At 73.3% G+C, this 22092-nt stretch carries 20 protein-coding genes; 7 read left to right on the top strand and 13 right to left on the bottom strand.

Features of this window, described 5'->3' with window-relative positions:
• Window positions 1-110: 110 nt before the first annotated feature.
• Window positions 111-2054: a hypothetical protein gene (locus tag ACWFR1_RS10110; RefSeq protein WP_453548659.1), complete on the top strand. Its 1944-nt coding sequence runs from the start codon at window positions 111-113 to the stop codon at window positions 2052-2054.
• Between the two features lie 285 nt (window positions 2055-2339).
• On the opposite strand, the gene ACWFR1_RS10105 is transcribed toward ACWFR1_RS10110, so the two are convergent.
• The 5 genes from ACWFR1_RS10105 to argC are packed head-to-tail and all read right to left on the bottom strand — an operon-like array spanning window position 2340 to window position 7211.
• Window positions 2340-2876: an arginine repressor gene (locus ACWFR1_RS10105; protein WP_453548657.1), complete on the bottom strand. Its 537-nt coding sequence runs from the start codon at window positions 2874-2876 to the stop codon at window positions 2340-2342.
• Between the two features lie 7 nt (window positions 2877-2883).
• The gene (locus ACWFR1_RS10100) at window positions 2884-4089 is read right to left on the bottom strand and encodes an acetylornithine transaminase (protein WP_453548655.1); all 1206 of its coding nucleotides are present in this window, start codon (window positions 4087-4089) and stop codon (window positions 2884-2886) included.
• Between the two features lie 4 nt (window positions 4090-4093).
• Window positions 4094-5014 carry an acetylglutamate kinase gene (gene argB / locus ACWFR1_RS10095; RefSeq protein ID WP_453548653.1) on the bottom strand — a complete coding sequence of 307 codons (921 nt, stop codon included), beginning with the start codon at window positions 5012-5014 and terminating at the stop codon, window positions 4094-4096.
• Window positions 5011-6186, bottom strand: coding sequence for a bifunctional glutamate N-acetyltransferase/amino-acid acetyltransferase ArgJ (gene argJ / locus ACWFR1_RS10090; RefSeq protein WP_453548651.1), 1176 nt, complete (start codon window positions 6184-6186; stop codon window positions 5011-5013). Before argJ ends, argB begins: the two co-directional genes overlap by 4 nt.
• On the bottom strand, window positions 6183-7211 hold the full coding sequence (gene argC / locus ACWFR1_RS10085; protein ID WP_453548649.1) for an N-acetyl-gamma-glutamyl-phosphate reductase: 1029 nt from the start codon (window positions 7209-7211) through the stop codon (window positions 6183-6185). The genes argJ and argC overlap by 4 nt, the downstream gene beginning before the upstream one ends.
• Before the next feature lie 163 nt (window positions 7212-7374).
• Here argC and ACWFR1_RS10080 point away from each other — a divergent pair, with 163 nt between their 5' ends.
• The 3 genes from ACWFR1_RS10080 (at window position 7375) to ACWFR1_RS10070 (ending at window position 10588) form a co-directional block, all read left to right on the top strand.
• Window positions 7375-8208, top strand: coding sequence for a DUF4440 domain-containing protein (locus tag ACWFR1_RS10080; RefSeq protein WP_453548648.1), 834 nt, complete (start codon window positions 7375-7377; stop codon window positions 8206-8208).
• A 181-nt stretch (window positions 8209-8389) separates the two neighbouring features.
• A complete protein-coding gene (locus ACWFR1_RS10075; protein WP_453548647.1) occupies window positions 8390-9994 on the top strand; it encodes an ABC-F family ATP-binding cassette domain-containing protein in 1605 nt (534 codons plus the stop codon).
• Window positions 9995-10186: 192 nt separating this feature from the next.
• Window positions 10187-10588 carry a VOC family protein gene (locus tag ACWFR1_RS10070; protein WP_453548645.1) on the top strand — a complete coding sequence of 134 codons (402 nt, stop codon included), beginning with the start codon at window positions 10187-10189 and terminating at the stop codon, window positions 10586-10588.
• 4 nt (window positions 10589-10592) lie between these two features.
• Here the strand turns inward: ACWFR1_RS10070 and ACWFR1_RS10065 are convergent, their stop codons facing one another.
• From ACWFR1_RS10065 to ACWFR1_RS10050, 4 genes are all read right to left on the bottom strand, one after another.
• Window positions 10593-11774 (bottom strand): methyltransferase, encoded by a 1182-nt coding sequence (locus ACWFR1_RS10065; RefSeq protein WP_453548643.1) that lies wholly within the window; start codon window positions 11772-11774, stop codon window positions 10593-10595.
• A 313-nt stretch (window positions 11775-12087) separates the two neighbouring features.
• Window positions 12088-12663, bottom strand: coding sequence for a histidine phosphatase family protein (locus tag ACWFR1_RS10060; protein ID WP_453548768.1), 576 nt, complete (start codon window positions 12661-12663; stop codon window positions 12088-12090).
• A gap of 69 nt (window positions 12664-12732) precedes the next feature.
• Complete coding sequence (locus ACWFR1_RS10055) at window positions 12733-13194, bottom strand: GNAT family N-acetyltransferase (RefSeq protein ID WP_453548640.1); 462 nt, start codon at window positions 13192-13194, stop codon at window positions 12733-12735.
• Between the two features lie 103 nt (window positions 13195-13297).
• A complete protein-coding gene (locus ACWFR1_RS10050) occupies window positions 13298-14731 on the bottom strand; it encodes an aminotransferase-like domain-containing protein (RefSeq protein WP_453548638.1) in 1434 nt (477 codons plus the stop codon).
• On the opposite strand from ACWFR1_RS10050, the gene ACWFR1_RS10045 reads away from it, so the two are divergent.
• Window positions 14730-15755 (top strand): DMT family transporter, encoded by a 1026-nt coding sequence (locus ACWFR1_RS10045; RefSeq protein WP_453548635.1) that lies wholly within the window; start codon window positions 14730-14732, stop codon window positions 15753-15755. The two genes, ACWFR1_RS10050 and ACWFR1_RS10045, sit on opposite strands and share 2 nt — an antisense overlap.
• Window positions 15756-15855: 100 nt before the next feature.
• Window positions 15856-16059, top strand: coding sequence for a DUF1918 domain-containing protein (locus ACWFR1_RS10040; RefSeq protein WP_376411394.1), 204 nt, complete (start codon window positions 15856-15858; stop codon window positions 16057-16059).
• Here the strand turns inward: ACWFR1_RS10040 and ACWFR1_RS10035 are convergent.
• Entirely contained in the window at window positions 16035-17345 is a 1311-nt protein-coding gene (locus ACWFR1_RS10035) for a glycoside hydrolase family 10 protein (RefSeq protein ID WP_453548633.1), read from the bottom strand. The genes ACWFR1_RS10040 and ACWFR1_RS10035 overlap by 25 nt on opposite strands.
• 170 nt (window positions 17346-17515) lie before the next feature.
• On the opposite strand from ACWFR1_RS10035, the gene ACWFR1_RS10030 reads away from it, so the two are divergent.
• On the top strand, window positions 17516-18376 hold the full coding sequence (locus ACWFR1_RS10030; protein WP_382706213.1) for a 3-hydroxybutyryl-CoA dehydrogenase: 861 nt from the start codon (window positions 17516-17518) through the stop codon (window positions 18374-18376).
• A gap of 84 nt (window positions 18377-18460) precedes the next feature.
• On the opposite strand, the gene ACWFR1_RS10025 is transcribed toward ACWFR1_RS10030, so the two are convergent.
• The 3 genes from ACWFR1_RS10025 to ACWFR1_RS10015 all read right to left on the bottom strand — a co-directional run bounded on the left by ACWFR1_RS10025 (window position 18461) and on the right by ACWFR1_RS10015 (window position 21754).
• Window positions 18461-18991 (bottom strand): NUDIX hydrolase, encoded by a 531-nt coding sequence (locus ACWFR1_RS10025; protein WP_453548631.1) that lies wholly within the window; start codon window positions 18989-18991, stop codon window positions 18461-18463.
• A gap of 62 nt (window positions 18992-19053) precedes the next feature.
• Window positions 19054-20397 carry a transcriptional regulator gene (locus ACWFR1_RS10020; RefSeq protein WP_453548629.1) on the bottom strand — a complete coding sequence of 448 codons (1344 nt, stop codon included), beginning with the start codon at window positions 20395-20397 and terminating at the stop codon, window positions 19054-19056.
• Window positions 20398-20689: 292 nt separating this feature from the next.
• The gene (locus ACWFR1_RS10015; protein ID WP_453548627.1) at window positions 20690-21754 is read right to left on the bottom strand and encodes a PP2C family protein-serine/threonine phosphatase; all 1065 of its coding nucleotides are present in this window, start codon (window positions 21752-21754) and stop codon (window positions 20690-20692) included.
• Window positions 21755-22092 lie beyond the last annotated feature (338 nt).

Here is a 22092-nt window from a genome sequence, read left to right as displayed (position 1 = left end):
CGACACCCCTTTGCATGAGTATGCAGAGCGCCGCATGTTTCGTCAATCTAGCGCTCGGCAGACCGGATATTCGCAGGTGACGACCGCGTGGCGGAGCTAAGGTCCCCCGCATGACAACGCGCCAACCGCTCCCACCGCTGCTTCCCACGCGGTACTACTCCCCCGGAGAACGACTGCTGCACGGGAAGGGCATCGCCTCGGCCGCGGGAGCGGGACGCGCGGAGGACTGGATCGCGCTCGACAGCAGCGTGTGGACGTACGCCTGGAGAACGGACGCCCGCTGGTCGAGGCAGGGCAGCCTGCGCGTCGGCTTCCACTGGTTCGACGACCGCGAGATCTCGGACTGGAGGAGGTCACCCCACTGGCACGAGGCCGACGCGGGGGCGGGGACGGGGGCAGGTGTGTGCTGGAGCTCGCCGCCCACCGAGTGCGAGATCGCCATGGGGCTCTGTCACGACGACCCCAGGATCCGCCTCGCCGCGCTCCGGCTCGTCGAGGACGGTGCGCTGCCCGCCACCGCCCTGCCGCTCGTCCTGATCCGCTGCGCCGACACGGACACGACGGTCCGCGAGCTCGCTCGCGCGGTTCTCGACCGCGCACTCGCGGAAGCCCACGAGGACGTCGTGCGGGCGCTGGCTCCGCTCGCCCTCGTCCTGGACCTGCGTCGGTTCGGAGGATGGGGCCGCGAGACGGTCCTCGCCCGGGTCGGCGGGACACCCGCGCGGGCGGTGGACGAGCTGATGGCGAGCCGTCGTCCGGAGTTCCGGATCGCCGGACTGCGGGCCGGCGCCGCGGCAGGCCGGATCCGGTCGGCCGAGGCGTACGCGCTTGCGGAACGGGACGGCGACATGAGTGTCCGGGCGCACGCGGTGCGCACGGCGATCCGGATCGCCGTGCGGGCCGCACCGGCGGGCGACGGACCGGCGGGCGACGGACCGGCACCGAAGGACGCGCGCGACCGCTTCCTCGCCTTCCTCGACGCCTGCCGGGATCCCTCCCTCCGCCACGCGGCGCTGACCGGTGCCCAGAAGGCGGACCTCCTCCGCCCAGAGGACTCGGTACGGCTCGCCCTCACGCACCACGACGCGGTGATCAGGCGGCGTGTCGTCACCGCCCTGACAATCGGCACCGACGGCGACCCACATCTCGACCGGCTGCTGACCGCCCGGGACGCGGTCGTACGGACAGCGGCCGTCGAACGACTGCGGCCAGCCGGCCGGGGCGACGAGCTGGAGCGGCATCTGACCGACGCGTACGCACGCGTGCGCGCGGCCGCGTGCCGTGAGTTCCTGGCTACGGGCGGCGATCCGCACACCTCGTACAGGACCGCCTGCGTGGACCCGTCGGCCGTCACCCCCGGGGCGGTCTCCGGCCTCGCCGAGCACGGAACGCCAGACGACATCCCCCTCCTGCGCTCCCTGACTCGGCACCCCCGGGGAACGGTGCGTGCTCGGGCCCTCGCCGCTCTCCGCATGCTGGGGGCACTGCCCGGCGACGAACCGTCGGCGTACGCCGACGACCCGCACCCGTCGGTGCGGGCCACGGCCCTGAGCTTCGTACGCGACAGTCCCCGCGCGCTGCGCGACCTCCTGTCCCTCCCGTACGCGGACGTACGGGCCGGGGCGCTGACGCATCTGTCGCTAAGGCACAGCATCGACTGGCCCGCGGCCCTGCCGTTCCTCGACGACCCGTCCCCGAAGGTCGCGCGGGCGGCGGCGGGCACACTGCTGGAGACGTCGCACGACATCCCCCTGCCCCTGCTGCTCGACATGGTCGCCCCCGGCAGCCCACGGGCCCGGCGTGCCACCGGACTCGCCCTGATCCTGCGCCGCCGGGGGCCGGAGTCACTCCTCGTGGCTCTGCGCATGTGCGACGACGCGGACGGCGCCGTACGGACGAGGGCCCGCGACGAGGCCGTGCGAGTCCTGTGGGGGCGCACGGAGATCACCGGCCCGCACGCGGACGAGATCCGCGCACTGCGCGACCGGCATGCCGTCGAACTCACCCACCGGCTCGCGGAGATACGGAGGCGCAACGCGGAACGGCGGCGCTGAGGCGGGCAAGTTGGGCGAAGCAGGACTGGCCGCTCCGCCCGCCTAATGGCCCTTTGTCGTGTGCGGGATGCTCCTCGGCCTGGATCTTCCTGCACGTCGACGGGTGCGGCGCGACGGCCGGTTGCGTGTCCGTACCGGCCGCCGCCATGCGCGGTCCTCGCCTGGGCCGATCCCGCGCGCCGACCGCACATCGCCGTCGGCACGCGCGGCGGTCCGACGGCGATCACGCGGTACTGATACCGCGTCAAAGCTGCCCCTGCGTCAGAGCTTCGCGTGCGTCGCGGGTCAGCGGTCCTTCTGGGCCAGGCGCAGCAGGTGGTCGGCGAGTGCCTGGCCGCCTGTCGGGTCCCGGCTGATCAGCAGCAGGGTGTCGTCGCCCGCGATCGTGCCGAGGATCGCCCGGAGTTCGGCCTGGTCGATGGCCGACGCGAGGAACTGGGCCGCGCCCGGCGGGGTACGCAGCACCACCAGGTTGGCGGAGGCCTCGGCGGAGATCAGCAGTTCGCCGGAGAGGCGGCGCATGCGCTCCTCCTTGGCGGACTCGCCGAGCGGCGCCTGCGGCGTGCGGAAGCCGCCCTCGCTGGGCACCGCGTAGATCAGCTCTCCGCCGGTGTTGCGGATCTTCACCGCGCCGAGCTCGTCGAGGTCGCGGGAGAGCGTCGCCTGAGTGACGCTCAGCCCGTCGTCCGCGAGGAGTTTGGCGAGCTGGCTCTGCGAGCGCACCGGCTGACGGTTGAGGATGTCGACGATCCTGCGGTGGCGTGCGGTGCGGGTCTGCGGAACGGACGGCCCGCCGTGCTCGTTCTCCTGCGCGTCGGTCATCGTCGTCTCATTCTCCGGTTCGTCCTTGCCCGTTCGCCACGTCGAGGACTCCGGGGAGGGCCCGGAGGAAGGTGTCCGCCTCGTCGTCGGCGAGGACCAGCGGAGGCATGATCCGTACGACATCGGGGGCGGGCGCGTTCACCAGGAGGCCGGCGTCCTGAGCCGCCTGCTGCACCTGCGGTGCGAGGGGCTCGGTGAGCACGATACCCAGCAGGAGGCCCGCACCACGGACGTGGGAGACCAGCGGGTGGCCTAGACCCTCGATTCCCTGGCGCAGCCGCTCCCCGACCGACTTGACGTGGTCGAGGGCCGCGTCGGCCCCGAGGGTGTCCAGGACGGCGAGTCCGGCGGCGCAGGCGATCGGGTTGCCGCCGAAGGTGGTGCCGTGGTGACCGGGGCCGAAGAGCTCCGCGGCCGGGCCGAAGGCGACGGTCGCGCCGAGCGGGAGGCCGCCGCCGAGGCCCTTGGCGAGGGTGACGACGTCCGGGTCGACGCCCTCGTGTGCCTGGTGCTCGAACCAGTGGCCGCAGCGGCCGATGCCGGTCTGGACCTCGTCGAGGACGAGGAGGGTGCCGGTGGCGCGGGTGATCTCCCGGGCGGCCTTGAGGTAGCCGGGGGGCGGGACGACGACGCCGTTCTCGCCCTGGATGGGTTCGATGATGACGAAGGCCGTGTCCTCGGTGACCGCGGCGCGGAGCGCCTCGACGTCCCCGTACGGGACGTGGGTGACGTCACCGGGCAGCGGCAGGAACGGCGTCTGCTTGCCGGGCTGGCCGGTGAGCGCCAGGGAGCCCATGGTCCGGCCGTGGAAGCCGCCGTCGGTGGCGACCATGTGGGACCGGCCGGTGAGCCGGCCGATCTTGAACGCGGCTTCGTTGGCCTCGGCGCCCGAGTTGCAGAAGAAGACCCTGCCGGGGCGGCCGAAGAGGCCGAGCAGCCGCTCGGCGAGGGCGACGGGCGGTTCGGCGACGAAGAGGTTGGAGACGTGGCCGAGGCTCTGGACCTGCCGGGTCACGGCCTCGACGATCGCCGGGTGTCCGTGGCCGAGGGCGTTGACGGCGATGCCGCCGACGAAGTCGAGGTACTCCTTGCCGTCGGCGTCCCAGACCTTGGCGCCCTCGCCGCGGACGAGGGGCAGCCGGGGGGTGCCGTAGTTGTCCATGAGCGAACCCTGCCACCGCTGGGTCAGTTGCTCGTTGCCGGCGCTGCTCATCGGTTCAGTCCCCCTGTCCGTCGGGCACGACCATCGTGCCGATGCCCTCGTCGGTGAAGATCTCCAGCAGGATCGAGTGCTGGACCCGGCCGTCGATCACGCGGGCCGTGGTGACCCCGTTCCGTACGGCGTGCAGGCAGCCCTCCATCTTGGGGACCATGCCGCTGGAGAGCTCGGGCAGCAGCTTCTCCAGCTGGCTCGCGGTGAGCCTGCTGATGACCTCGTCGCTGTTCGGCCAGTCCTCGTAGAGGCCCTCGACGTCGGTCAGGACCATCAGGGTCTCGGCACCCAGCGCCGCAGCGAGTGCCGCAGCCGCCGTATCAGCATTGACGTTGTAGACATGTCCGTCGTCCTGGGAGCGGGCGATGGAGGAGATGACCGGGATCCGGCCGTCCTCCAGGAGCGCCTCGATGGCACCGGTGTCGATGGCGGTGATCTCGCCGACCCGGCCGATGTCGACCGGCTCGCCCTCGATGACCGGCTGGTGCTTGGTGGCCGTGATGGTGTGCGCGTCCTCGCCCGTCATGCCGATGGCGAACGGGCCGTGCTGGTTGAGCAGCCCGACGAGCTCGCGCTGGACCTGTCCGGCGAGCACCATCCGTACGACGTCCATGGCGTCCTCGGTGGTGACGCGCAGGCCGGCCTTGAACTCGCTGACGATGCCGTGCTTGTCGAGGGCGGCGCTGATCTGGGGGCCGCCGCCGTGCACCACGACCGGCTTGAGGCCGGCGTGGCGCAGGAAGACGACGTCCTGGGCGAACGCGGCCTTGAGGTCCTCGTCGATCATGGCGTTGCCGCCGAACTTGATGACGACGGTCTTGCCGTGGTGGCGGGTGAGCCAGGGCAGGGCCTCGATGAGGATCTGGGCCTTCGGGAGGGCGGTGTGCTTCCGCGCGGGGGTGTTGGGGTTCTCGGACTTGTTCACGACGAGTACGCGCTGTTCTCGTGGACGTAGTCGGCGGTGAGGTCGTTCGCCCAGATGACGGCGGACTCGGTGCCGGCGGCGAGGTCGGCGGTGACGGTGACCTCGCGGTAGCGCATGTCGACGAGATCGCGGTCCTCGCCGACGGAGCCGTTCTTGCAGACCCACACGCCGTTGATGGCGACGTTCAGCCGGTCCGGGTCGAAGGCGGCCCGTGTCGTGCCGATGGCGGAGAGCACGCGGCCCCAGTTGGGGTCCTCGCCGTGGATGGCGCACTTGAGGAGGTTGTTCCGGGCGATGGAGCGGCCCACCTCGACGGCGTCGTCCTCGGTCGCGGCGTTGATCACCTCGATGCGGATGTCCTTGCTGGCGCCCTCGGCGTCGCCGATGAGCTGGCGGGCGAGGTCGTCGCAGACGGCCCGTACGGCCTCGGTGAACTCGTCCTGCGCGGGGGTGACGCCGGAGGCGCCGGAGGCGAGGAGGAGCACGGTGTCGTTGGTGGACATGCAGCCGTCGGAGTCGACGCGGTCGAAGGTGACGCGCGTGGCGCCCCGGAGGGCGCTGTCCAGGGTCTTGGCGTCGACGTCGGCGTCGGTGGTGAGGACGACGAGCATGGTGGCGAGGCCGGGGGCGAGCATGCCCGCGCCCTTGGCCATGCCGCCGACCGTCCAGCGGTCCTTGGTGACCACGGAGGTCTTGTGGACGGTGTCGGTGGTCTTGATGGCGATGGCGGCCTTCTCGCCGCCGTGCTCGGAGAGCTCGCCCGCGGCCTTCTCGACACCGGGGAGGAGCTTGTCCATGGGGAGCAGGATGCCGATGAGGCCGGTGGAGGCCACGGCGACGTCACCGGCGCCGACCTCCGCGCCCGCGGCGCCCGTCGCGCTGAGGACCTCGGCGACCTTCTCGGCGGTGGCGTGGGTGTCCTGGAAGCCCTGGGGGCCGGTGCAGGCGTTGGCGCCGCCGGAGTTGAGGACGACGGCGGTCAGCTCGCCGTCGGCGAGGACCTGCTGGGACCAGAGGACCGGCGCGGCCTTGACGCGGTTGGAGGTGAAGACTCCCGCGGCGGCGCGGCGGGGCCCGGTGTTGACCACGAGGGCCAGGTCCGGGTTGCCGTTCTGCTTGATTCCGGCGGCGATGCCCGCTGCCGTGAATCCCTTCGCTGCGGTGACGCTCACGGAGCGACTCCAATCGTGGAAAGTCCGGTGGCCTCGGGGAGGCCGAGGGCGATGTTCATGCTCTGCACCGCACCGCCGGCGGTGCCCTTGGTGAGGTTGTCGATGGCGCTGATGGCGATGATCCGGTTCGCGGCCGCGTCATACGTGACCTGCACCTGAACGGCGTTGGAACCGTAGACGGACGCCGTCGCCGGCCACTGCCCCTCGGGGAGCAGGCGGACGAAGGGCTCGTCCGCGAAGGCCTTCTCGTACGCGTCCCGCACGGACTCGGCGGTGACACCGGGCCTGGCGGCGGCCGTGCAGGTGGCGAGGATGCCGCGGGGCATCGGAGCCAGGGTGGGCGTGAAGGAGACGGTGACCCGCTCCCCCGCCGGGCCGCTGAGGTTCTGGATCATCTCGGGCGTGTGGCGGTGGCCGCCGCCGACGCCGTACGGCGACATGCTGCCCATGACCTCGCTGCCGAGGAGGTGCGGCTTGGCGGCCTTGCCCGCGCCGGAGGTCCCGGAGGCGGCGACGATCACGGCCTCGGGCTCTGCGAGACCGTTCGCGTACGCCGGGAAGAGCGCGAGCGAGACGGCGGTGGGGTAGCAGCCCGGCACCGCGATGCGCTTGGACCCTTCGAGGGCGACGCGCGCGCCCGGCAGTTCGGGAAGGCCGTACGGCCAGGTCCCGGCGTGCGGGGAGCCGTAGTACGTCTCCCAGTCGGCGGGGTCCTGGAGCCGGAAGTCGGCGCCCATGTCGACGACGAGGACGTCGGGACCGAGCTGCTCGGCGACGGCGGCGGACTGCCCGTGCGGCAGCGCCAGGAAGACGACGTCGTGCCCGGCGAGCTCCTCGGCGGTGGTCGGCGCGAGGACGCGGTCGGCCAGCGGGAGCAGGTGGGGCTGGATCGAGCCGAGCTTCTGGCCCGCGTTGGAGTGGCCCGTCAGGGTGCCGATCTCCACGTGGGGGTGGGCGAGAAGGAGGCGCAGGAGCTCTCCGCCCGCGTACCCGCTCGCGCCGGCGACCGCTGCTCGTACCTTCATCGAAACCCTCCTCATAGATGGCATGACTATACGTGCGTCCGCAGTTTTATGCAACGACGGCTGACCTGGGACGGGCCTCGGAGGCCCGTGCCGGGGGCTCGTGTCACAACGGGGGGTGTCCTGTCGTCAACGGGCTGACGGAACCGACGAGGAGTGAGGCCCCATGCACGACGACATTTTGCTCACCGCTCTGAACAGGCGTTTCGACGCCGATCAGGAGCTGCTGCGGGACGTGGCCCTGCGGATGACGGGGGCGTGGGCCGAGGCGGAGGACGTGCTCGCGGCGGCGCGGGCGGAGCTCGAGCGGGACGGAGTGGTCGCCGTACGGTCCTGGCTGGCGGCCCATGTGGGGCGGGCGTGCGTCCGCGGACTCCAGGAGCGGGCGGCCGCGGGGCGGACGGGGAGCGAGGGCGGAGGCACCGCCTCGCCCGGGGTGCCGGCCGGGGTGGACTCCGTGTGGCTCGCGCTGCTCGTGGTCCTGGAGTCCCTCGGGGCCGAGGAGCGGCTCGCGTACGTCCTGCATGACGTGTTCGGGCTGCCGCCGTACGAGACGGCCCGCGTCACCGGCGGCTCCCCCGTGGACGCGGCGCGGCTCGCCCGGCGCGTCCGGGAGCGGATCCGGGGCGGCGGGTCCGGGCGTACGGGCGGCGATCCGGTGCGGCGGCGGGCGGTGGTGGAGCGGTTCCTCGCGGCGTCACGCGCGCGTGACGCCCGCACGCTGGCCGCCGTCCTCGCCCCGGACGTCGTGGCGTACTCCGAGCGCGGCCCGGTCCACGGCGCCCCGGCCGTCGCGGAGGCGGCGGCCGCCTTCGCCCGCCTCGCCGACGTCGCCAGGCCCGCGCTGGTCGACGGGTCCGTCGGGGTCGTCGCCTTCGTCGCCGGCCTCCCGGTGTCCGCGGTGGCGTTCGCGCTCCGGCACGACCGGATCGTCGCCCTCGACATCACCACCGGGGAGGACCGGGTGCGCGCCCTGGACCTGGCCTTTCCCGACGGGTGAGAGGCCCGGCAGGCTCTGCGGGGCGGGGGCGTGGGGATGGGGGCCAAGGCGAGGCGATATTCCGATGCGTCGCCGTGCCCGCTCCCGTAGCCTCGACGTATGTCTACGCCCCGAATCTCCTAGCTGCGGACCCACGCCCACGCCACCCGTGTGTCCTTCAGCTGTTTCGGAGCGTTATCCCATGATCACCGTTCGTGGTGCCGACGTGCGCGTCGGCGCCCGGCTCCTGCTGTCCCGCGTCTCCTTCCACGTCGCCCCCGGCGACCGGATCGGCCTCGTCGGCCGTAACGGCGCCGGTAAGACCTCCCTGCTCGACATCCTGGCCGGGCTGCGCGCCCCGGCCGCCGGCACCGTCACCCGTACCGGCTCCGTCGGCCATCTCCCGCAGGACTCGCGGGCCGCCGACCCGACCGTGTCCGTCACCGACCGGATCCTCTCCGCGCGCGGCCTCGACGTCGCCGTGCGGCGGCTCGCGGAGGCGGCCCGCCGGCTCGGCGAGGCGCCGGACGCGCGGGCGCTCGCCGCCTATGCCCGGGCGGAGGCCGCCTTCGAGGCGGGCGGCGGATACGCGGCGGAGGCGGAGGCGGCCCGGGTCGCCGCCGGGCTCGGCCTGCCCGCCGAGGTCATGGACCGGCCCGTCGGGCGGCTGTCCGGCGGGCAGAAGCGCCGGGTCGAGCTGGCGCGGATCCTCTTCGCTGGTCACGGGCCGGAGGACACCCTGCTCCTCGACGAGCCGACCAACCACCTGGACGCCGACTCGATCGGCTGGCTGCGCGGATTCCTGACCGCCCACCGGGGCGGCCTGGTGCTGATCAGCCACGACGTCCAGCTCCTCACCGACACCGTCAACCGGGTCTTCCACCTCGATCCGGCGCGCGCCGCGCTCGACGTCCACAACACCGGCTGGCGGGTCTATCTCGCCCAGCGGGAGTCCGACGAGCGGCGCCGGGTGCGCGAGCGCGCCAACGCCGAGAGGAAGGCGGCCGCCCTGCACGCGCAGGCCGACCGCATGAAGTCCCGGGTGGCGACGGCGACGACGGCCCGCAGCATGGCGCGCCGGGCGGACCGGATGCTCGCCGGCCTCGACCCCGCGCGCCAGGCCGAGCGGGTCGCCCGCATCCGACTGCCGGAGCCCGCGCCCTGCGGCCGTACGCCGCTGGGCGCGGTCTCGCTCACCAAGACGTACGGGGAGCGCCCCGTCCCCGTCATCGAAGGGGTGGACCTGGCGGTGGACCGGGGCAGCCGGCTGGTGGTCCTCGGACTCAACGGATCCGGGAAGACGACGCTGCTGCGGCTCCTCGCCGGGGCGGAGACCCCCGACGCGGGGCGGGTCGTACGCGGCCACGGCCTGCGTCTCGGGTACTTCGCCCAGGAGCACGAGACGCTGGACCGGGGGCGTACGGTCCGGGAGAACCTGGCGGCGGCCGCGCCGCACCTGACGGACGGTGAGGTACGGGCGGTGCTGGGCGCCTTCCTCTTCCGGGGCGACGACGCCGACAAGCCGGCCGGGGTGCTGTCGGGCGGCGAGAAGACCCGGCTGGCGCTGGCCGCCCTGGTCCACTCCGGAGCGAACGTGCTGCTCCTCGACGAGCCCACGAACAATCTGGACCCCGCCTCCCGCGACGAGGTCCTGGCGGCCGTGGGCACCTACCCGGGCGCGATCGTCATGGTCACACACGACGAGGGTGCCATCGACGCGCTGCGTCCGGAGCGGGTCCTGCTGCTCCCGGACGCGGACGAGGACCTGTGGAGCGAGGAGTACCGGGGGCTCGTCACCCTGGCGTGACGGGGAGGGCGGGTCCTGCGGGGACGGCGGAGACGGCGGAGACGGCGGATCCTGCGGGTGCGGCGGGGACCTTGCGGACGGCGGGGGCCGCGGAGACGGCGGGTGCGGTCGTGCGTGGTGCCGGTGGGCAGGCGGGGAGAGGGAGGGTGATCCCGGAGACGCCGCCGAGCGAGATGCTCCTAATCTGGAGGCATGATCATCGATGCGCAGACCCACGTGCGGGTCGCCCGCCCCTCACGGGACCTCGCCGCCGCCGAGCGGTTCTACGTCGACGGGCTCGGGCCCGCCGTGCAGTGGCGGACCACCGCGCGGGAGCCCGGCGAGCACGACCTCCTCATGGTCGGCCCGCCCGGTGGCGGCTGGCACTTCGAGCTGACGCGCGATCCCGAGCGCCCGGTGGAGCCCGCCCCCACCGTCGAGGACCTGTTCGTCGTCTATCTCGGCGCGCCCGTCGAGGAGGAGCAGGTCGAGCGGCTGCTCGCGGCGGGCGGTACGCGGATACCCGCGCACAACCCGTACTGGGACGAGTACGGCGTCACCGTCGCCGACCCCGACGGCTACCAGCTCGTCCTCTGCTCCCGTACCTGGGGCTGACGCCTCAGGCGGTGTCGTCGCGATCGGGCTGACGCACGGCGCGGATGACCACGAACTTCGGGTCGCTCGCGACGAGTTCGCTGTTCCCGAAGATGCGGCGGAGGGTCACGTGGTAGCCGAGGTGGCGGTTGCCGACGACCCACAGTTCGCCGCCCGGGCGCAGCGCGCGCCGCGCGTCGGTGAACATCCGGCGGGCGGTGCGGTCGGTGGTGGCCTGGTGGCTGTGGAACGGCGGGTTGTTGAGGACGAGGTCGACCGAGCCGGCGGGCAGGTCCGAGAGACCGTCGCCGACGAGGAACTCGGCCTTGCGGTGCTCGCCGACGTGGGTGCGGAAGTTCTCCTCGGCCGAGGCGACCGCAGGGTACGACTCGTCGGCGAAGACCAGTTCCGCGTCGGGCTCGTGGAGGGCGATGGCGAGGCCGACCACGCCGTTGCCGCAGCCGAGGTCGGCGACGCGGGCCCGGCCGAGGCCACCGGGCAGGTTCGCGAGGAGGAAGCGGGTGCCGATGTCGAGGCGGTCGGCGCAGAAGACGCCGGCGTGGTTGGTGACGACCAGCCCGGGGAGGCCGGGGGCGGGGGTGTCCGCCGGGAGGGCGTACTGGTGCGGCCAGGGGTTCGGGCGCGGGGAGATGCCGGGCTCGGGCGTGGTGTGGATCAGCCGGGCCTTCTTCACCGCGAGCGAGGTGCGGGTGGTCCCCAGGATGCGCTCGAAGAGGCGGAGCGTGGAGGTGTGGATGTCCTTGACCATGCCGGTGCCGACGATCACGGTGCCCTCGTGCACGGCGGGTGCCAGCCGGTGCAGCTGGTCCTCCAGGAGCGCGAGGCTCTTGGGGACGCGGACGAGGAGGACGTCGATCCGCTCGGGCGGAGTGTCCTGGGTGGTCAGCAGCCGGACGGCGTCCGGCGCGGCCCCGGCACGCTCGAGGTTGGCCCGCGTGGCCTGCCGGCCCAGGTAGGAGTCGGAGATCTGGACGAGCTCCCCGGGACCGGCGGCCTGGAGTGCGGTGACGAGGGCTCCCCAGCGGTCGCCGAGGACGGCGACGGTGCCGGACAGGTCGGTACCGCTCTCGGCCAGGTGGCCGAGGAGGTACTCGTCGGACGCGTCCCAGGCCCGCAGCGGATCGCGCGGGTCCTCGGGGAAGCGGGTCAGCGTGAAGGCGCCCCATGACGTGGTCAAACGGTTCATCGTGCTCCCAGGCTAGCCGGTCGCGGCCCCCCTCTCCCCCTCAGCGTGCCCGCCGGCGGCGGCGGGGAGTCCTTCCCGTGGTGTGGCGAAGGGCTGCGGGCGTCCGGGTCCCCGGGAAAGGCGGGGCCGGTGGCGGGGGTGGTCATCGCCGGGGTGCGCTCGACCGCGCTCCGTGACGTCGGCGTGTCCGTACCCCGGCCGCGCTCCCTCGTACGCGGTCGTACGGGGTCGGTGCCCGCCGGCCGGAGGTCGTACGCGGTCGGCGTCCACCGGCTGGAGAGGTGTACGAAGCGCTGTCCGCCGGCTCTGCCGTTCAGCGCAGGGCCGCGTCGAGCTGGAGGTGCCAGAGGCCGGGGCGGCCGGTGAGGGTGACGGTGGAGAGCGGGCGGACGTCGACGTTCCAGTACGTGGCGGGTGGCGCCTTCAGGGCGTAGACGAGGGCGGCGCGGATGACGGAGGGTTCGGCGACGGCGACGACGGAGCAGTCCTCGGCGGGGCGGGTGTCGAGCCAGTTCCCTATGCGGGTGATGAAGGCGAGGAGCGGTTCCCCGCCGTGCGGGGCGGTGCGAGCGTCGGTGAGCCAGGCATCGACGCCGGCCGGTTCGAGGGCGGCGACCTCGGCGAGGGTGAGGCCGCGCCAGCGGCCCATGTCGCACTCGCGCAGCGCGGGCTGGGCAAGGGGCGCATAGCCGAGGGCGGTGCCCGTGGCGCGGCTGCGCGGGGTCGGGGAGCAGTAGCGCAGCTCGGCCGCGCCGAGCGGGATGAGCGCGGGCGCGGCGACCTGCACCTCGTACCAACCGGCCTCGTCGAGCGGCCGGTCGTCGTCGAAGCGTTCGGCGAGCAGGGAGGAGCTGCGTGCCGCCGCGACGAGCGTCACCCGAAGACCCATGGCCGCGATCGTGAGGCCGGTGGCGCCCCAGGTCAAGGGGTCATTCCCCAGGACGGGAGGGGCGCCGGGTCACTGCTGTCCGAGAGCCATCCACTTGTCCGGATTCTGTAGTGGCGTGAAACCGACCTTCTCGTACACGCCGTGCGCGTCGGCGGTGGCGAGCAGGATGCGGCGCAGTCCGCACGGTGCGAGGTGGTCGCGGACAGCGGTCGTGAGCGCGGTGCCGAGGCCCGTACCGCGGGCCCGCGGGTCGACGTACACGTCGCAGAGCCAGGCGAAGGTGGCGTAGTCGGTGACGACGCGCGCGTACGCGGCCATCTCGCCGGTCTCGCCGTGGTAGGCGCCGAAGTTGAGCGAGCCGGCGATGGCCGCGTCCTGCTTCTCCCGAGGTCGGCCGAGGGCCCAGTAGGCGTCCGTGGAGAGCCAGTGGTGGACGCGGGCCGCGTCGATCCGTGCGGGATCGGCTGAGATCTCGTACGCCCCGTGCATGACGGTGGCGCCGGGGGCTGCGGAGGTGGTGCGGGGGTTCATGGCCGCAGGGTCGCAGGAGGCGCGGGATGTTGTCAGGTGAATTTGCCGCGCGCGCTCATCCCGGTGCGGCCGGTCCGGGCCCTCGCCCGGACCCGGGCGCGGCTCAGGCGGTGAGTTCGTCGACGGCCGTCCGCAGGCGGCGCACGCCCTCCACGATCTCGATGGGGCCGGCCACACCCGCGAAACTCAGCCGGATGTGCCCGGCGGGGGGTTCGGCGCAGAAGTAGGGGCGGCCCGGAGCGACGGCGACGCCGGCGCGCAGGGCGGTGGCGAGGAGCGAGGCCTCGGGCAGGCTGTCGGGGAGCCGGAGCCAGAGGTGGTAGCCGCCGGAGGGGACGCGGGGCAGGGCGAACTCGGGAAGGTGGAGGGCGACGGCCGCGGTCATGACCTCGCGGCGGTTCCTGAGCTCCTGGGAGACGGCCCGGAGGTGGCGGTGCCAGGCCGGGGAGCCGACGAGCTCGAGCGCGGCCTCCTGGAGGGGCCGGGGCACGAAGAAGCTGTCGACGACCTGGATGGCGCGCAGGCGCTCCAGGACGGGGCCTCGGGCGGCGAGCGCGCCGACGCGCAGGCTGGGCGAGGTGGGCTTGGTGAGCGAGCAGACGTGGACGACGACACCGTCGGGGTCCTCGGCGGCGAGCGTCGCGGGGAGCGGCCCCGCGTCCTCGTGGACGAGGCGGCGGGCGAAGTCGTCCTCGACGACGAAGGCACCGGCGGCGCGGGCGATGCGGACGACCTCCCGGCGCCGTTCCGGTGCGAGCGCGGTGCCGGTCGGGTTCTGGAAGAGCGGCTGGCAGACGAAGACCCGGGCCCCGGTCGCGCGGAAGGCGGCTTCGAGGAGTTCGGGGCGGACCCCGTCGGCGTCGCCCGGCACGGGGACGGGCCGGAGCCCGGCGGCGCGGGCGACGGCGAGCATGCCGGGGTAGGTGGGCGACTCGACGAGCACGGGGGTGCCGGGCGGGGCGAGGGCGCGCAGGGTGGTGGTGATGGCGGACTGGCCTCCCGCGGTGATCAGCACCTCGGCGGCGGTGACGCTGCCGCCGATCTCCCGGGCGAACCACTCGCGCAGTTCGGGCAGGCCGTCGGTGGGCGGGCGGCTCCAGGCGCCGGGGCGGCGGCCGGCCCGGGCGAGGGCGCCGGCGAGGGCCCGCTCGGGCTGGAGGGAGGAGTGGAGGTAGCCGCCGTTGAACTCGATCACTCCGGTCGGCGGCGCGGAGAGGGTGACGAGGACGCCGGAAGCGTCGACGGCCCGGGGGACGAGCTCGGTGGCGGTGTCGGCGCTGAGCGCGAGCTCCTGCCAGGAGGTGTCCCCGGCGACAGGGGTGGCGCGTGTCTCGGCACGGAAGGCGCCGGCGCCGGGGCGGGTGACGACGAGGCCCTCGGCGGCGAGCTGGGCGAGGGCTCGGGTAACGGTGACCGGGGAGACGCGGTAGCGCTCGACGAGAGCCCGGCTCGACGGCAGCTTTCCACCTGGGGAGTAGCGGTTGAGCTCTGCCTTCAGGGATTCCGCCAGTTCAGCCACACTGCTACGCTCGTGCATGAGAGCACAGGATAGCGCTACCGCCGCCACCACGATAGCGGTCACCGCCACCGAGGGAAGCACTTCCGCCCGGACCTCCGGAGTCGCGGCCTGTGCCGCACCCGGCACCGCGGAAGCGACGGCTCGCACCACGGACGCCACCACCGCCGACCGCGACGCCCCCGCCGCCCGGACCCGCGGCACCCTGCTCGCCCTCCTGGGCGTGGTCTCCTTCTCGCTGACCTTCCCGTCGACGGTCTGGGGCCTGGAGAGCTTCGGCCCCTGGTCCCTGGTCGCCGTGCGCTCCACGCTCGCCGCGCTCATCGCGGGCACCTTCCTCCTCGCCGGCCGGGTCCGGCTGCCGGATCGCCGCCACTGGGCCGGCCTGGCCGTCGTCGCCTGCGGTGTCGTCATCGGCTTCCCGCTCCTGACCACCCTGGCCCTGCAGACCTCCACCACCTCGCACGCCGCCGTCGTCGTGGGCCTACTGCCGCTCACCACGGCGACGCTCGCCGCGATCCGGACCGGGCGGCGCCCGTCCCGTACCTTCTGGTTCGCCGCCGTCTCCGGAGCCTTCGTGGTGATCGCCTTCACGCTCCAGCAGAGCGGCGGCGCGGTGTCCACGGGCGACGTGTACCTCTTCGGAGCGCTGCTCGTGTGCGCCGCCGGCTACACGGAGGGCGGCCGGCTCGCGTCGCTCATGCCCGGCTGGCAGGTCATCGGCTGGGCCCTGGTCCTCTGCCTGCCGCTGATGGTGGTCGCCTCGGCGGTCACGCTGTCGATCGAGCCGGTCCACCTCAACGCCCATGGCGTCGTCGGCCTGCTGTGGGTCGCCGCCGGCTCCACCTTCTTCGGCCTGTACGTCTGGTACCGGGGCATGGCGGAGATCGGCATCCCCAAGGCCAGCCAGCTCCAGCTGGGGCAGCCGCTGCTCACCCTGTTCTGGTCGGTCTTCCTGCTCGGGGAGTCGCTGCCCCTGGCCGCCCCCCTCGCCGCCGTGGGTGTCCTGGTCTGCATCGCGGTGACCCAGCGGGCGAGGAGCTGACGGAGCCGCCACCGACGCGACGGATCGGGGTGACCCGGGTCACAATGGCAGACATAGGCCCCGAGTAGGACTGGCGCGGTTTCGCGAGGAGGTCACCCCGATGCAGGCGAGCGTGGGCGACAAGCTGCTGGTGCACGGCCGCACCGTCGGTCACCACGACCGTACGGCCGAGGTTCTGCAGGTACTGGGGGAGAACGGCACTCCTCCGTACCGCGTGAAATTCGACGACGACGGTCACGAGGCTCTGATGTCACCCGGCCCCGACACCGTCGTACGCCATCACCCGGAGGCGGAGGCTCGCTGAGCCCTCTCCTTCGGCGGACGGACCCTGGTCGGGTAGTGGTCGGCCACCACGGTGGCCATCGCCCCGGCCGGGTCCTCGGCCACCTCCTTCGCCGCGAAGAAGCAGTGCCCGCCGACCGACGGGTACGTCGCGGCGAGCTCCAGGTGGCGTGACAGTTCCTTCGGGTCCTGCCAGGCCGCCGGCTGGGCGGGGTCGCCCGCCTTGTAGAGCGCCTCGCCGACGTACAGGCCGACGCCGGTGCCCCGTACCACCGCGTCCCACCAGGGCAGCAGCTTCGCGTAGTCGGCGGCCGGCAGGCCGATGTTCCAGTACAGCTGCGGGACGACGTGGTCGATCCAGCCCTCCCGGATCCACTTGCGGGTGTCGGCGTACAGGTCGTCGTACGTCTGGACTCCGGCGCGGCTGTCCGAGCCCTCCGGGTCGGTGGCGACATTCCGCCACACGCCGAAGGGGCTTATGCCGAAGGCCACGTGTCTCTTGGTCTCCTTGATCCGGGCGGACATCTCGGAGACCAGCAGGTCGGTGTTGTTCCGCCGCCAGGACGCCTTGTCGGGGAAGTCCCCGCCGTACCGCGCGTACGCCTCGTCGTCGGCGAAGACCTGCCCGGCCACCGGATACGGATAGAAGTAGTCGTCCCAGTGCACGGCGTCGATGTCGTAGCGGCGCAGCGCGTCCAGCATCGCGTCCTGGACGAAGCGGCGGACCTCGGGCAGGCCGGGGTTGTAGTACAGCTTCCCGCCGTAGGGCAGCACCCACTCCGGACGGAGCCGGGCCGGGTGGTCGGCGACGAGCCGGGCCGGATCCGTGTGGTTCGCCACACGGTACGGGTTGAACCAGGCGTGCAGTTCGAGCCCGCGCGCGTGGGCCTCCTCGACGGCCGTCTCCAGCGGGTCCCAGCCCGGGTCACGGCCCTGCGTACCGGTCAGGTACTGCGCCCACGGCTCGTACGGCGAGGGCCACAGGGCGTCGGCGGTCGGCCGGACCTGGAGGACCACCGCGTTGAGGCGGCGCTCGACCGCCGTGTCGAGGAGGGCGAGGAGCTCGGCGCGCTGCTCCTCGGCGGTCAGGCCGGACCGGGAGGGCCAGTCGCGGTTGGCGACCGTGGCCACCCACATCCCCCGGAACTCATACCCGCGCGCCCCCTTCCGGCCGGAGCCCGCTGCCTTGGAAGCCGCCTCCTCCCCTGCCGCCACCGCTCCGCCCGCCGCCCCCGATGTCGCGCCCGTCACCGTGAGCACCGCTCCGGTGGCGCCGGCCACGAACCCTCTTCTGCCGATAGGCCGCACTTGTACCCCTCTCCTGTCGGATACGTCACACGCACCCGGACAGCATGCCCGGCCCGGACGATCGATCATCGGTTAATGAGCGGTAACGTCGTGGGGGTCGAGGCGGACACACCGGAATCACACGGGGCCCGCCGCCAGAGAAGAGCGAAAGGCACGAGGTGACGGACTCCATGGCCGACATTGAGCGCGTCGGAGTGGTGGGTTGCGGCCAGATGGGCGCGGGCATCGCGGAGGTGTGTGCCCGGAGCGGCCTTGAGGTGAAGGTCGCCGAGACCACCGGCGAGGCGCTGGAACTCGGCCGCACGCGGCTCTACAACTCGCTGTCGAAGGCCGCCGAACGCGGCAAGATCAGCGAGGAGGAGCGGGACGCGACGCTGGCGCGCCTCAGCTTCACCACCGACCTGGGCGAGTTCGCCGACCGTGACCTCGTGATCGAGGCGGTCGTGGAGAACGAGCAGGTCAAGACCGAGATCTTCCAGGTGCTCGACCAGGTCATGACCCGGCCCGACGCCATCCTGGCCTCGAACACCTCCTCCATCCCGCTCGTCAAGCTGGCCGTGGCGACCTCGCGCCCCGACCAGGTCATCGGCATCCACTTCTTCAACCCGGCACCGGTGCAGAAGCTCGTCGAACTGATCCCGGCCCTCACCACCTCCGAGGGCACGATCAGCCGTGCGCAGGCCTTCGCCGAGAAGGCGCTCGGCAAGCACGCGATCCGCGCGCAGGACCGCTCCGGCTTCGTCGTCAACGCCCTGCTCGTGCCGTACCTGCTCTCCGCGATCCGGATGTTCGAGTCGGGCATCGCGAGCCGCGACGACATCGACAACGGCATGGAGTTCGGCTGCGCCCACCCGATGGGCCCGCTGAAGCTCTCCGACCTCATCGGTCTGGACACGATCGCCTCGATCGCCGACTCGATGTACGCCGAGTTCAAGGAGCCGCTGTACGCCGCTCCCCCGCTGCTCCAGCGCATGGTGGACGCGGGCCGGCTCGGCCGGAAGACGGGTTCGGGTTTCTACCCGTACGCCTGACGCCTCCCCTGAACACCGGACGGCCCGCACTCACGCACAGGTACGGGCCGTCCGGCATGTCACGCGCCGTTCCCTCCAAGGGCCTCAGCCGAGGCGCAGATGGTGGAGCATCAGCAGCCCGGCGGCCATGTTGGCGGCCGGAATCTCGCCCCTGGCGATCATGTCGGGGACCTGTTTGAGCGGGATCCAGGCGCGCCGTGAGGACTCGAAGGCGTCCTCGGGCGGACCGGTGTACGTGGCCTGCTCGGCCCAGTAGAGGTGGTGGCGGGCGTCGGTCAGGCCGTTCGACGGCTCGACGGTGAGGAGATGGCGCAGCGGCCCCGGCCGCCAGCCGGTCTCCTCCTCCATCTCGCGGGCGGCGGCGGTCTCGACGTCCTCCCCGTCCTCGACGACACCGGCGGCCAGTTCCCAGCCCCAGCTGTCGGTGATGAAGCGGTGGCGCCAGAGCATCAGGACTTCGTCGGCCTCGTTGACGGCGGTCGCCACGGCGACCGGGCGGAGCCGGATCAGATAGTGGTCGAGGTGGCGGCCGTCCGGGAGTTCGACGTCCGCGAGGTTCACCTGGAACCAGCGATTCTCATAGACAGAGTGTTCACTCAGTTTCGTCCACTGCACGTTCTTGCCACCTTCCGACTGGTCGGTGCTTGTTTGGTGGCAATATCGCAGCAGTTGACGGTCTACAGGGGAACGCGCAGGGCCCCGTCGATAAGAGCGGCCGCCTCCCGGGCATCGCCTCCGCCACTCGCGAGGAGATCCTTCCGCACCTGCCGCAGCCGGTCCCGCAGCCTCCGCGACTCCATCCCCCGGGCCCGCTCGGTCATCTCCACCGCCGTGCGCGCCGCCTCGTCGGCCTCGCCCCGCCGCAGCTCGATCTGGCACAGCATGGCCAGCCGGTGCACCCGGCCCCGGTCGTGCGAGGGCGTCCTGACCGCTGCCGAGGCGTGCTCGTGGGCCGCCGCGAGATCACCCAGACCCAGCAGGGCCTCCGCGACCTGTACGTTGACGAACCCCGGCTGGACATAGCCCGTCTCGGCGGGCTCCGCACCCGGGCTGATCCGCTCCGCCTCCGCCTCCGCCCGCCGGATGCAGGCCAGGGCCGCCGCCCCGTCGCCCAGGTGCGCGTACGCCTTCGCCTGCATCGCCGTCAGATCGGCGGCGAGCGCCGGAGTGATCCGCCGGCCCGCGGCCCGCAGCGCCGCCTCCGCGAACGCCACCGCCTGCCGGTACTCCCCCATGAACAGCGACTGGTTGACCAGGAGAGCGATGACGTAGGCGCCGAGCCCCCGGTCCCCGCTGGCCTTCGCGAGCCGCAGCGCCTGATGGAAGTAGCGCTGGGCGAGACCGTGCGCGTCCGCGTCGTACGCGCAGATTCCGGCCACCGCCACGAGCCCGCCCGTGGCCCGGTGCAGCCGCCGGCCGACGGCGTCGCTGTACGCGCCCCGGAGCAGCGGCGCGGTCTCCGTGGTGAGGAAGCCGACGATCCTGGCGCGGGTCGCGATGCCCCCCGCCTTGCGGTACATCTGCTCGTAGTGGGACCGGGCGGCGCTCAGTACGGCGATGTCGGCCGCGGAGACCGTGGTGCCCCGGCCGTCGCGGGAGACGTCCACGTCCTCCGGAGGGTTCTCCCACTCCCACACCGGCATCACCGCGGGCGTACCCGTCACGGCCTGCGCACCGACTATGTGCGGGCGCTGCTGCTCGTCGGAGCGCCACAGGGCAGCGGCGCGCTCGACGAAGCCGGAGAGCGGGGCCCCGAAGGAGGGCGGCGGTCCGCCCGGCACCCCGAGGCCGATGTCGTCGAGGGTCACCTGGCGGTGCAGCCGTGCGGCGAGCACTTCGCAGATCAGGTCGGGCACCTGGCCGCGTGGCCGCTGGCCCTTCAACCAGCGGGCCACGGCGGTGTGTTCGTACCGCAGGGGAATCCCCCTGGCCCGACCGGCCCGGTTCACCCGGGCGGCGAGCCCGGCGTGGGAGACGCCCGCTTCGTCGAGCAGGGCGTCGAGCAGGGTGTTGGGCTGCATGCCCCCTCCGATCGCTCGGTGAACTCACCCTAGGGCGTTTCGGCCCCGGCGCGTGACCAAATCCCTACGGGTCGATTTCGCACGGGGTGTGAACGAAGTACCCGTTCTTCCGGTCCGCGTACTCTGCCGGGCCCGGCCCCGCGCCGGTTGACTGTGCTTCTCGCCGCAAGGCGACGACCGGGCCGCCGGCTCCCCCCTCAAACAGTGCGGCCGCCCGGTCCGCGTCGCCCGCTCCGCCGATCTGCCCGACACTCCGTGGCGGAGCGGGCGACGCCGGCGCCGGCCCCTCCGCTCAACAGTGGGAGGAGGGGGCGGGCCGGGGACGGCGCAGCCCGGGTTCGGCGGGCTGCGCCGGCACCCGGACACGGTCGTTGCGGACGACGAGAAGCGCGATGTCGTCCGTGAGCCGGCCGCCCGTGTGGTCGAGGACGGCCGCGTGGACCCGGCGGACCAGCGCCGCGGGCGCCTCGTCGGCCACGGCGGCCAGGGCGTCGTCGAGGGCGAAGAACCGGCCGCGGTGATCACGGGCCTCCTCCGCCCCGTCGGTGTACAGGACCAGCGTCTCGCCGGGAAGCAGCCGGGAAGCGGTGTACGGCGCGAGCGCGACGGGCAGCGGAAGGACTCCGAGCGGCGGCAGCGGCTCGCCGAGCGGCAGCCGCTCCACCCTCCGTCCGATGCGGTAGGGGCCGGGATGACCGCAGTTGAGGACCGACAGCCGTCCGTCGCCCGCGACCTCCAGGAGCAGCAGGGTCACGAACTCCTCGGCCACCGGCTCCGGCGCCACCCCGCTCCGCGCCGGGTGCTCGTCGCGCGCCCGCTCCCGAAGATGCCGTTCGAGGGCCCGCTCCAACCTCCGCAGGACACCGCCCAGTTCCGCTTCGTCGTGGGCGGCCTCGCGGAAACTCCCCAGAACGGCCACCACCGCGCCGAGGGCGGCGAGCCCGTGCCCCCGCACGTCCCCGACGACGATCCGCACACCGTACGGAGTGGCCACCGCCTCGTACAGGTCCCCGCCGACGGACGCGCTCCGCGAGGCCGACAACTGCCCGGCGGCGAGCGCCAGTCCGTCGAGACGCGCGGGAGGCGGCCGGAGCAGCACCTGCTGGGTGGCATCGGCGACGGCCCGCACCCGGGCCAGCTCGCGGGCGAGCCCCCGCCGGACACCGAGGACGAGCCCCGTGCCGACGGTCAGGAAGACGACGCTGGTGGCGATCCGCATGGGCAGTCCCGGCTGCCGGGCCAGCGGACAGCCGAACTTCCACACCACGGCCACCGCGCCCCAGGCGGTGGGAAGAGCGAGCGGGGCCAGCCGGCGGAGCCGGGAGCCAGCGGAGACCAACGACCTGGTACGGATCATGCACGGCCCTTCCCGAGCCTCGACAGCGCCCGAAGGCCCTGCGGCCCACAGGTCCGCCCCTGCGGCCGCGTCGATTCTGCCGACCGTGCGGTCCATGGGGGAACACCCCCCGGCGATCTCACCCGAAGGAGTGAGCGCCCTCGGCGCGCCGCCGTTCGCCAGCCCTCCGCCATGCGCACGGGCGGCCGAGTCCCGTGCGCGTGTACGCCGTGTCGTGCTCCGTGCCGTGTTCCGGGAACGGCGGTGGGGGGGCGCGCGCGGCGCCCCCGCGGGCCCCCCCCGGGGGGGGGAGCCGGGGGGGGACGCGCGCCCCCCGGCCCGGGCCCCCCGGGGGGGCG

This window comes from Streptomyces sp. NPDC055103 (assembly GCF_053607625.1).
The sequence above is the reverse complement of the archived record's forward strand: the minus strand, read 5'-3'. Positions and strand labels throughout refer to the sequence as shown.

What these genes read in the sequence shown, in the direction of transcription:
- ACWFR1_RS10110 (WP_453548659.1), top strand. Translation starts at nt 111, where the DNA reads ATGACAACGCGCCAACCGCTCCCACCGCTGCTTCCCACGCGGTACTAC.
- ACWFR1_RS10105 (WP_453548657.1), bottom strand. Translation starts at nt 2,876, where the DNA reads ATGACCGACGCGCAGGAGAACGAGCACGGCGGGCCGTCCGTTCCGCAG.
- ACWFR1_RS10100 (WP_453548655.1), bottom strand. Translation starts at nt 4,089, where the DNA reads ATGAGCAGCGCCGGCAACGAGCAACTGACCCAGCGGTGGCAGGGTTCG.
- argC (WP_453548649.1), bottom strand. Translation starts at nt 7,211, where the DNA reads ATGAAGGTACGAGCAGCGGTCGCCGGCGCGAGCGGGTACGCGGGCGGA.
- ACWFR1_RS10080 (WP_453548648.1), top strand. Translation starts at nt 7,375, where the DNA reads ATGCACGACGACATTTTGCTCACCGCTCTGAACAGGCGTTTCGACGCC.
- ACWFR1_RS10075 (WP_453548647.1), top strand. Translation starts at nt 8,390, where the DNA reads ATGATCACCGTTCGTGGTGCCGACGTGCGCGTCGGCGCCCGGCTCCTG.
- ACWFR1_RS10070 (WP_453548645.1), top strand. Translation starts at nt 10,187, where the DNA reads ATGATCATCGATGCGCAGACCCACGTGCGGGTCGCCCGCCCCTCACGG.
- ACWFR1_RS10065 (WP_453548643.1), bottom strand. Translation starts at nt 11,774, where the DNA reads ATGAACCGTTTGACCACGTCATGGGGCGCCTTCACGCTGACCCGCTTC.
- ACWFR1_RS10060 (WP_453548768.1), bottom strand. Translation starts at nt 12,663, where the DNA reads ATGGGTCTTCGGGTGACGCTCGTCGCGGCGGCACGCAGCTCCTCCCTG.
- ACWFR1_RS10055 (WP_453548640.1), bottom strand. Translation starts at nt 13,194, where the DNA reads ATGAACCCCCGCACCACCTCCGCAGCCCCCGGCGCCACCGTCATGCAC.
- ACWFR1_RS10045 (WP_453548635.1), top strand. Translation starts at nt 14,730, where the DNA reads ATGAGAGCACAGGATAGCGCTACCGCCGCCACCACGATAGCGGTCACC.
- ACWFR1_RS10050 (WP_453548638.1), bottom strand. Translation starts at nt 14,731, where the DNA reads ATGCACGAGCGTAGCAGTGTGGCTGAACTGGCGGAATCCCTGAAGGCA.
- ACWFR1_RS10040 (WP_376411394.1), top strand. Translation starts at nt 15,856, where the DNA reads ATGCAGGCGAGCGTGGGCGACAAGCTGCTGGTGCACGGCCGCACCGTC.
- ACWFR1_RS10030 (WP_382706213.1), top strand. Translation starts at nt 17,516, where the DNA reads ATGGCCGACATTGAGCGCGTCGGAGTGGTGGGTTGCGGCCAGATGGGC.
- ACWFR1_RS10020 (WP_453548629.1), bottom strand. Translation starts at nt 20,397, where the DNA reads ATGCAGCCCAACACCCTGCTCGACGCCCTGCTCGACGAAGCGGGCGTC.
- ACWFR1_RS10015 (WP_453548627.1), bottom strand. Translation starts at nt 21,754, where the DNA reads ATGATCCGTACCAGGTCGTTGGTCTCCGCTGGCTCCCGGCTCCGCCGG.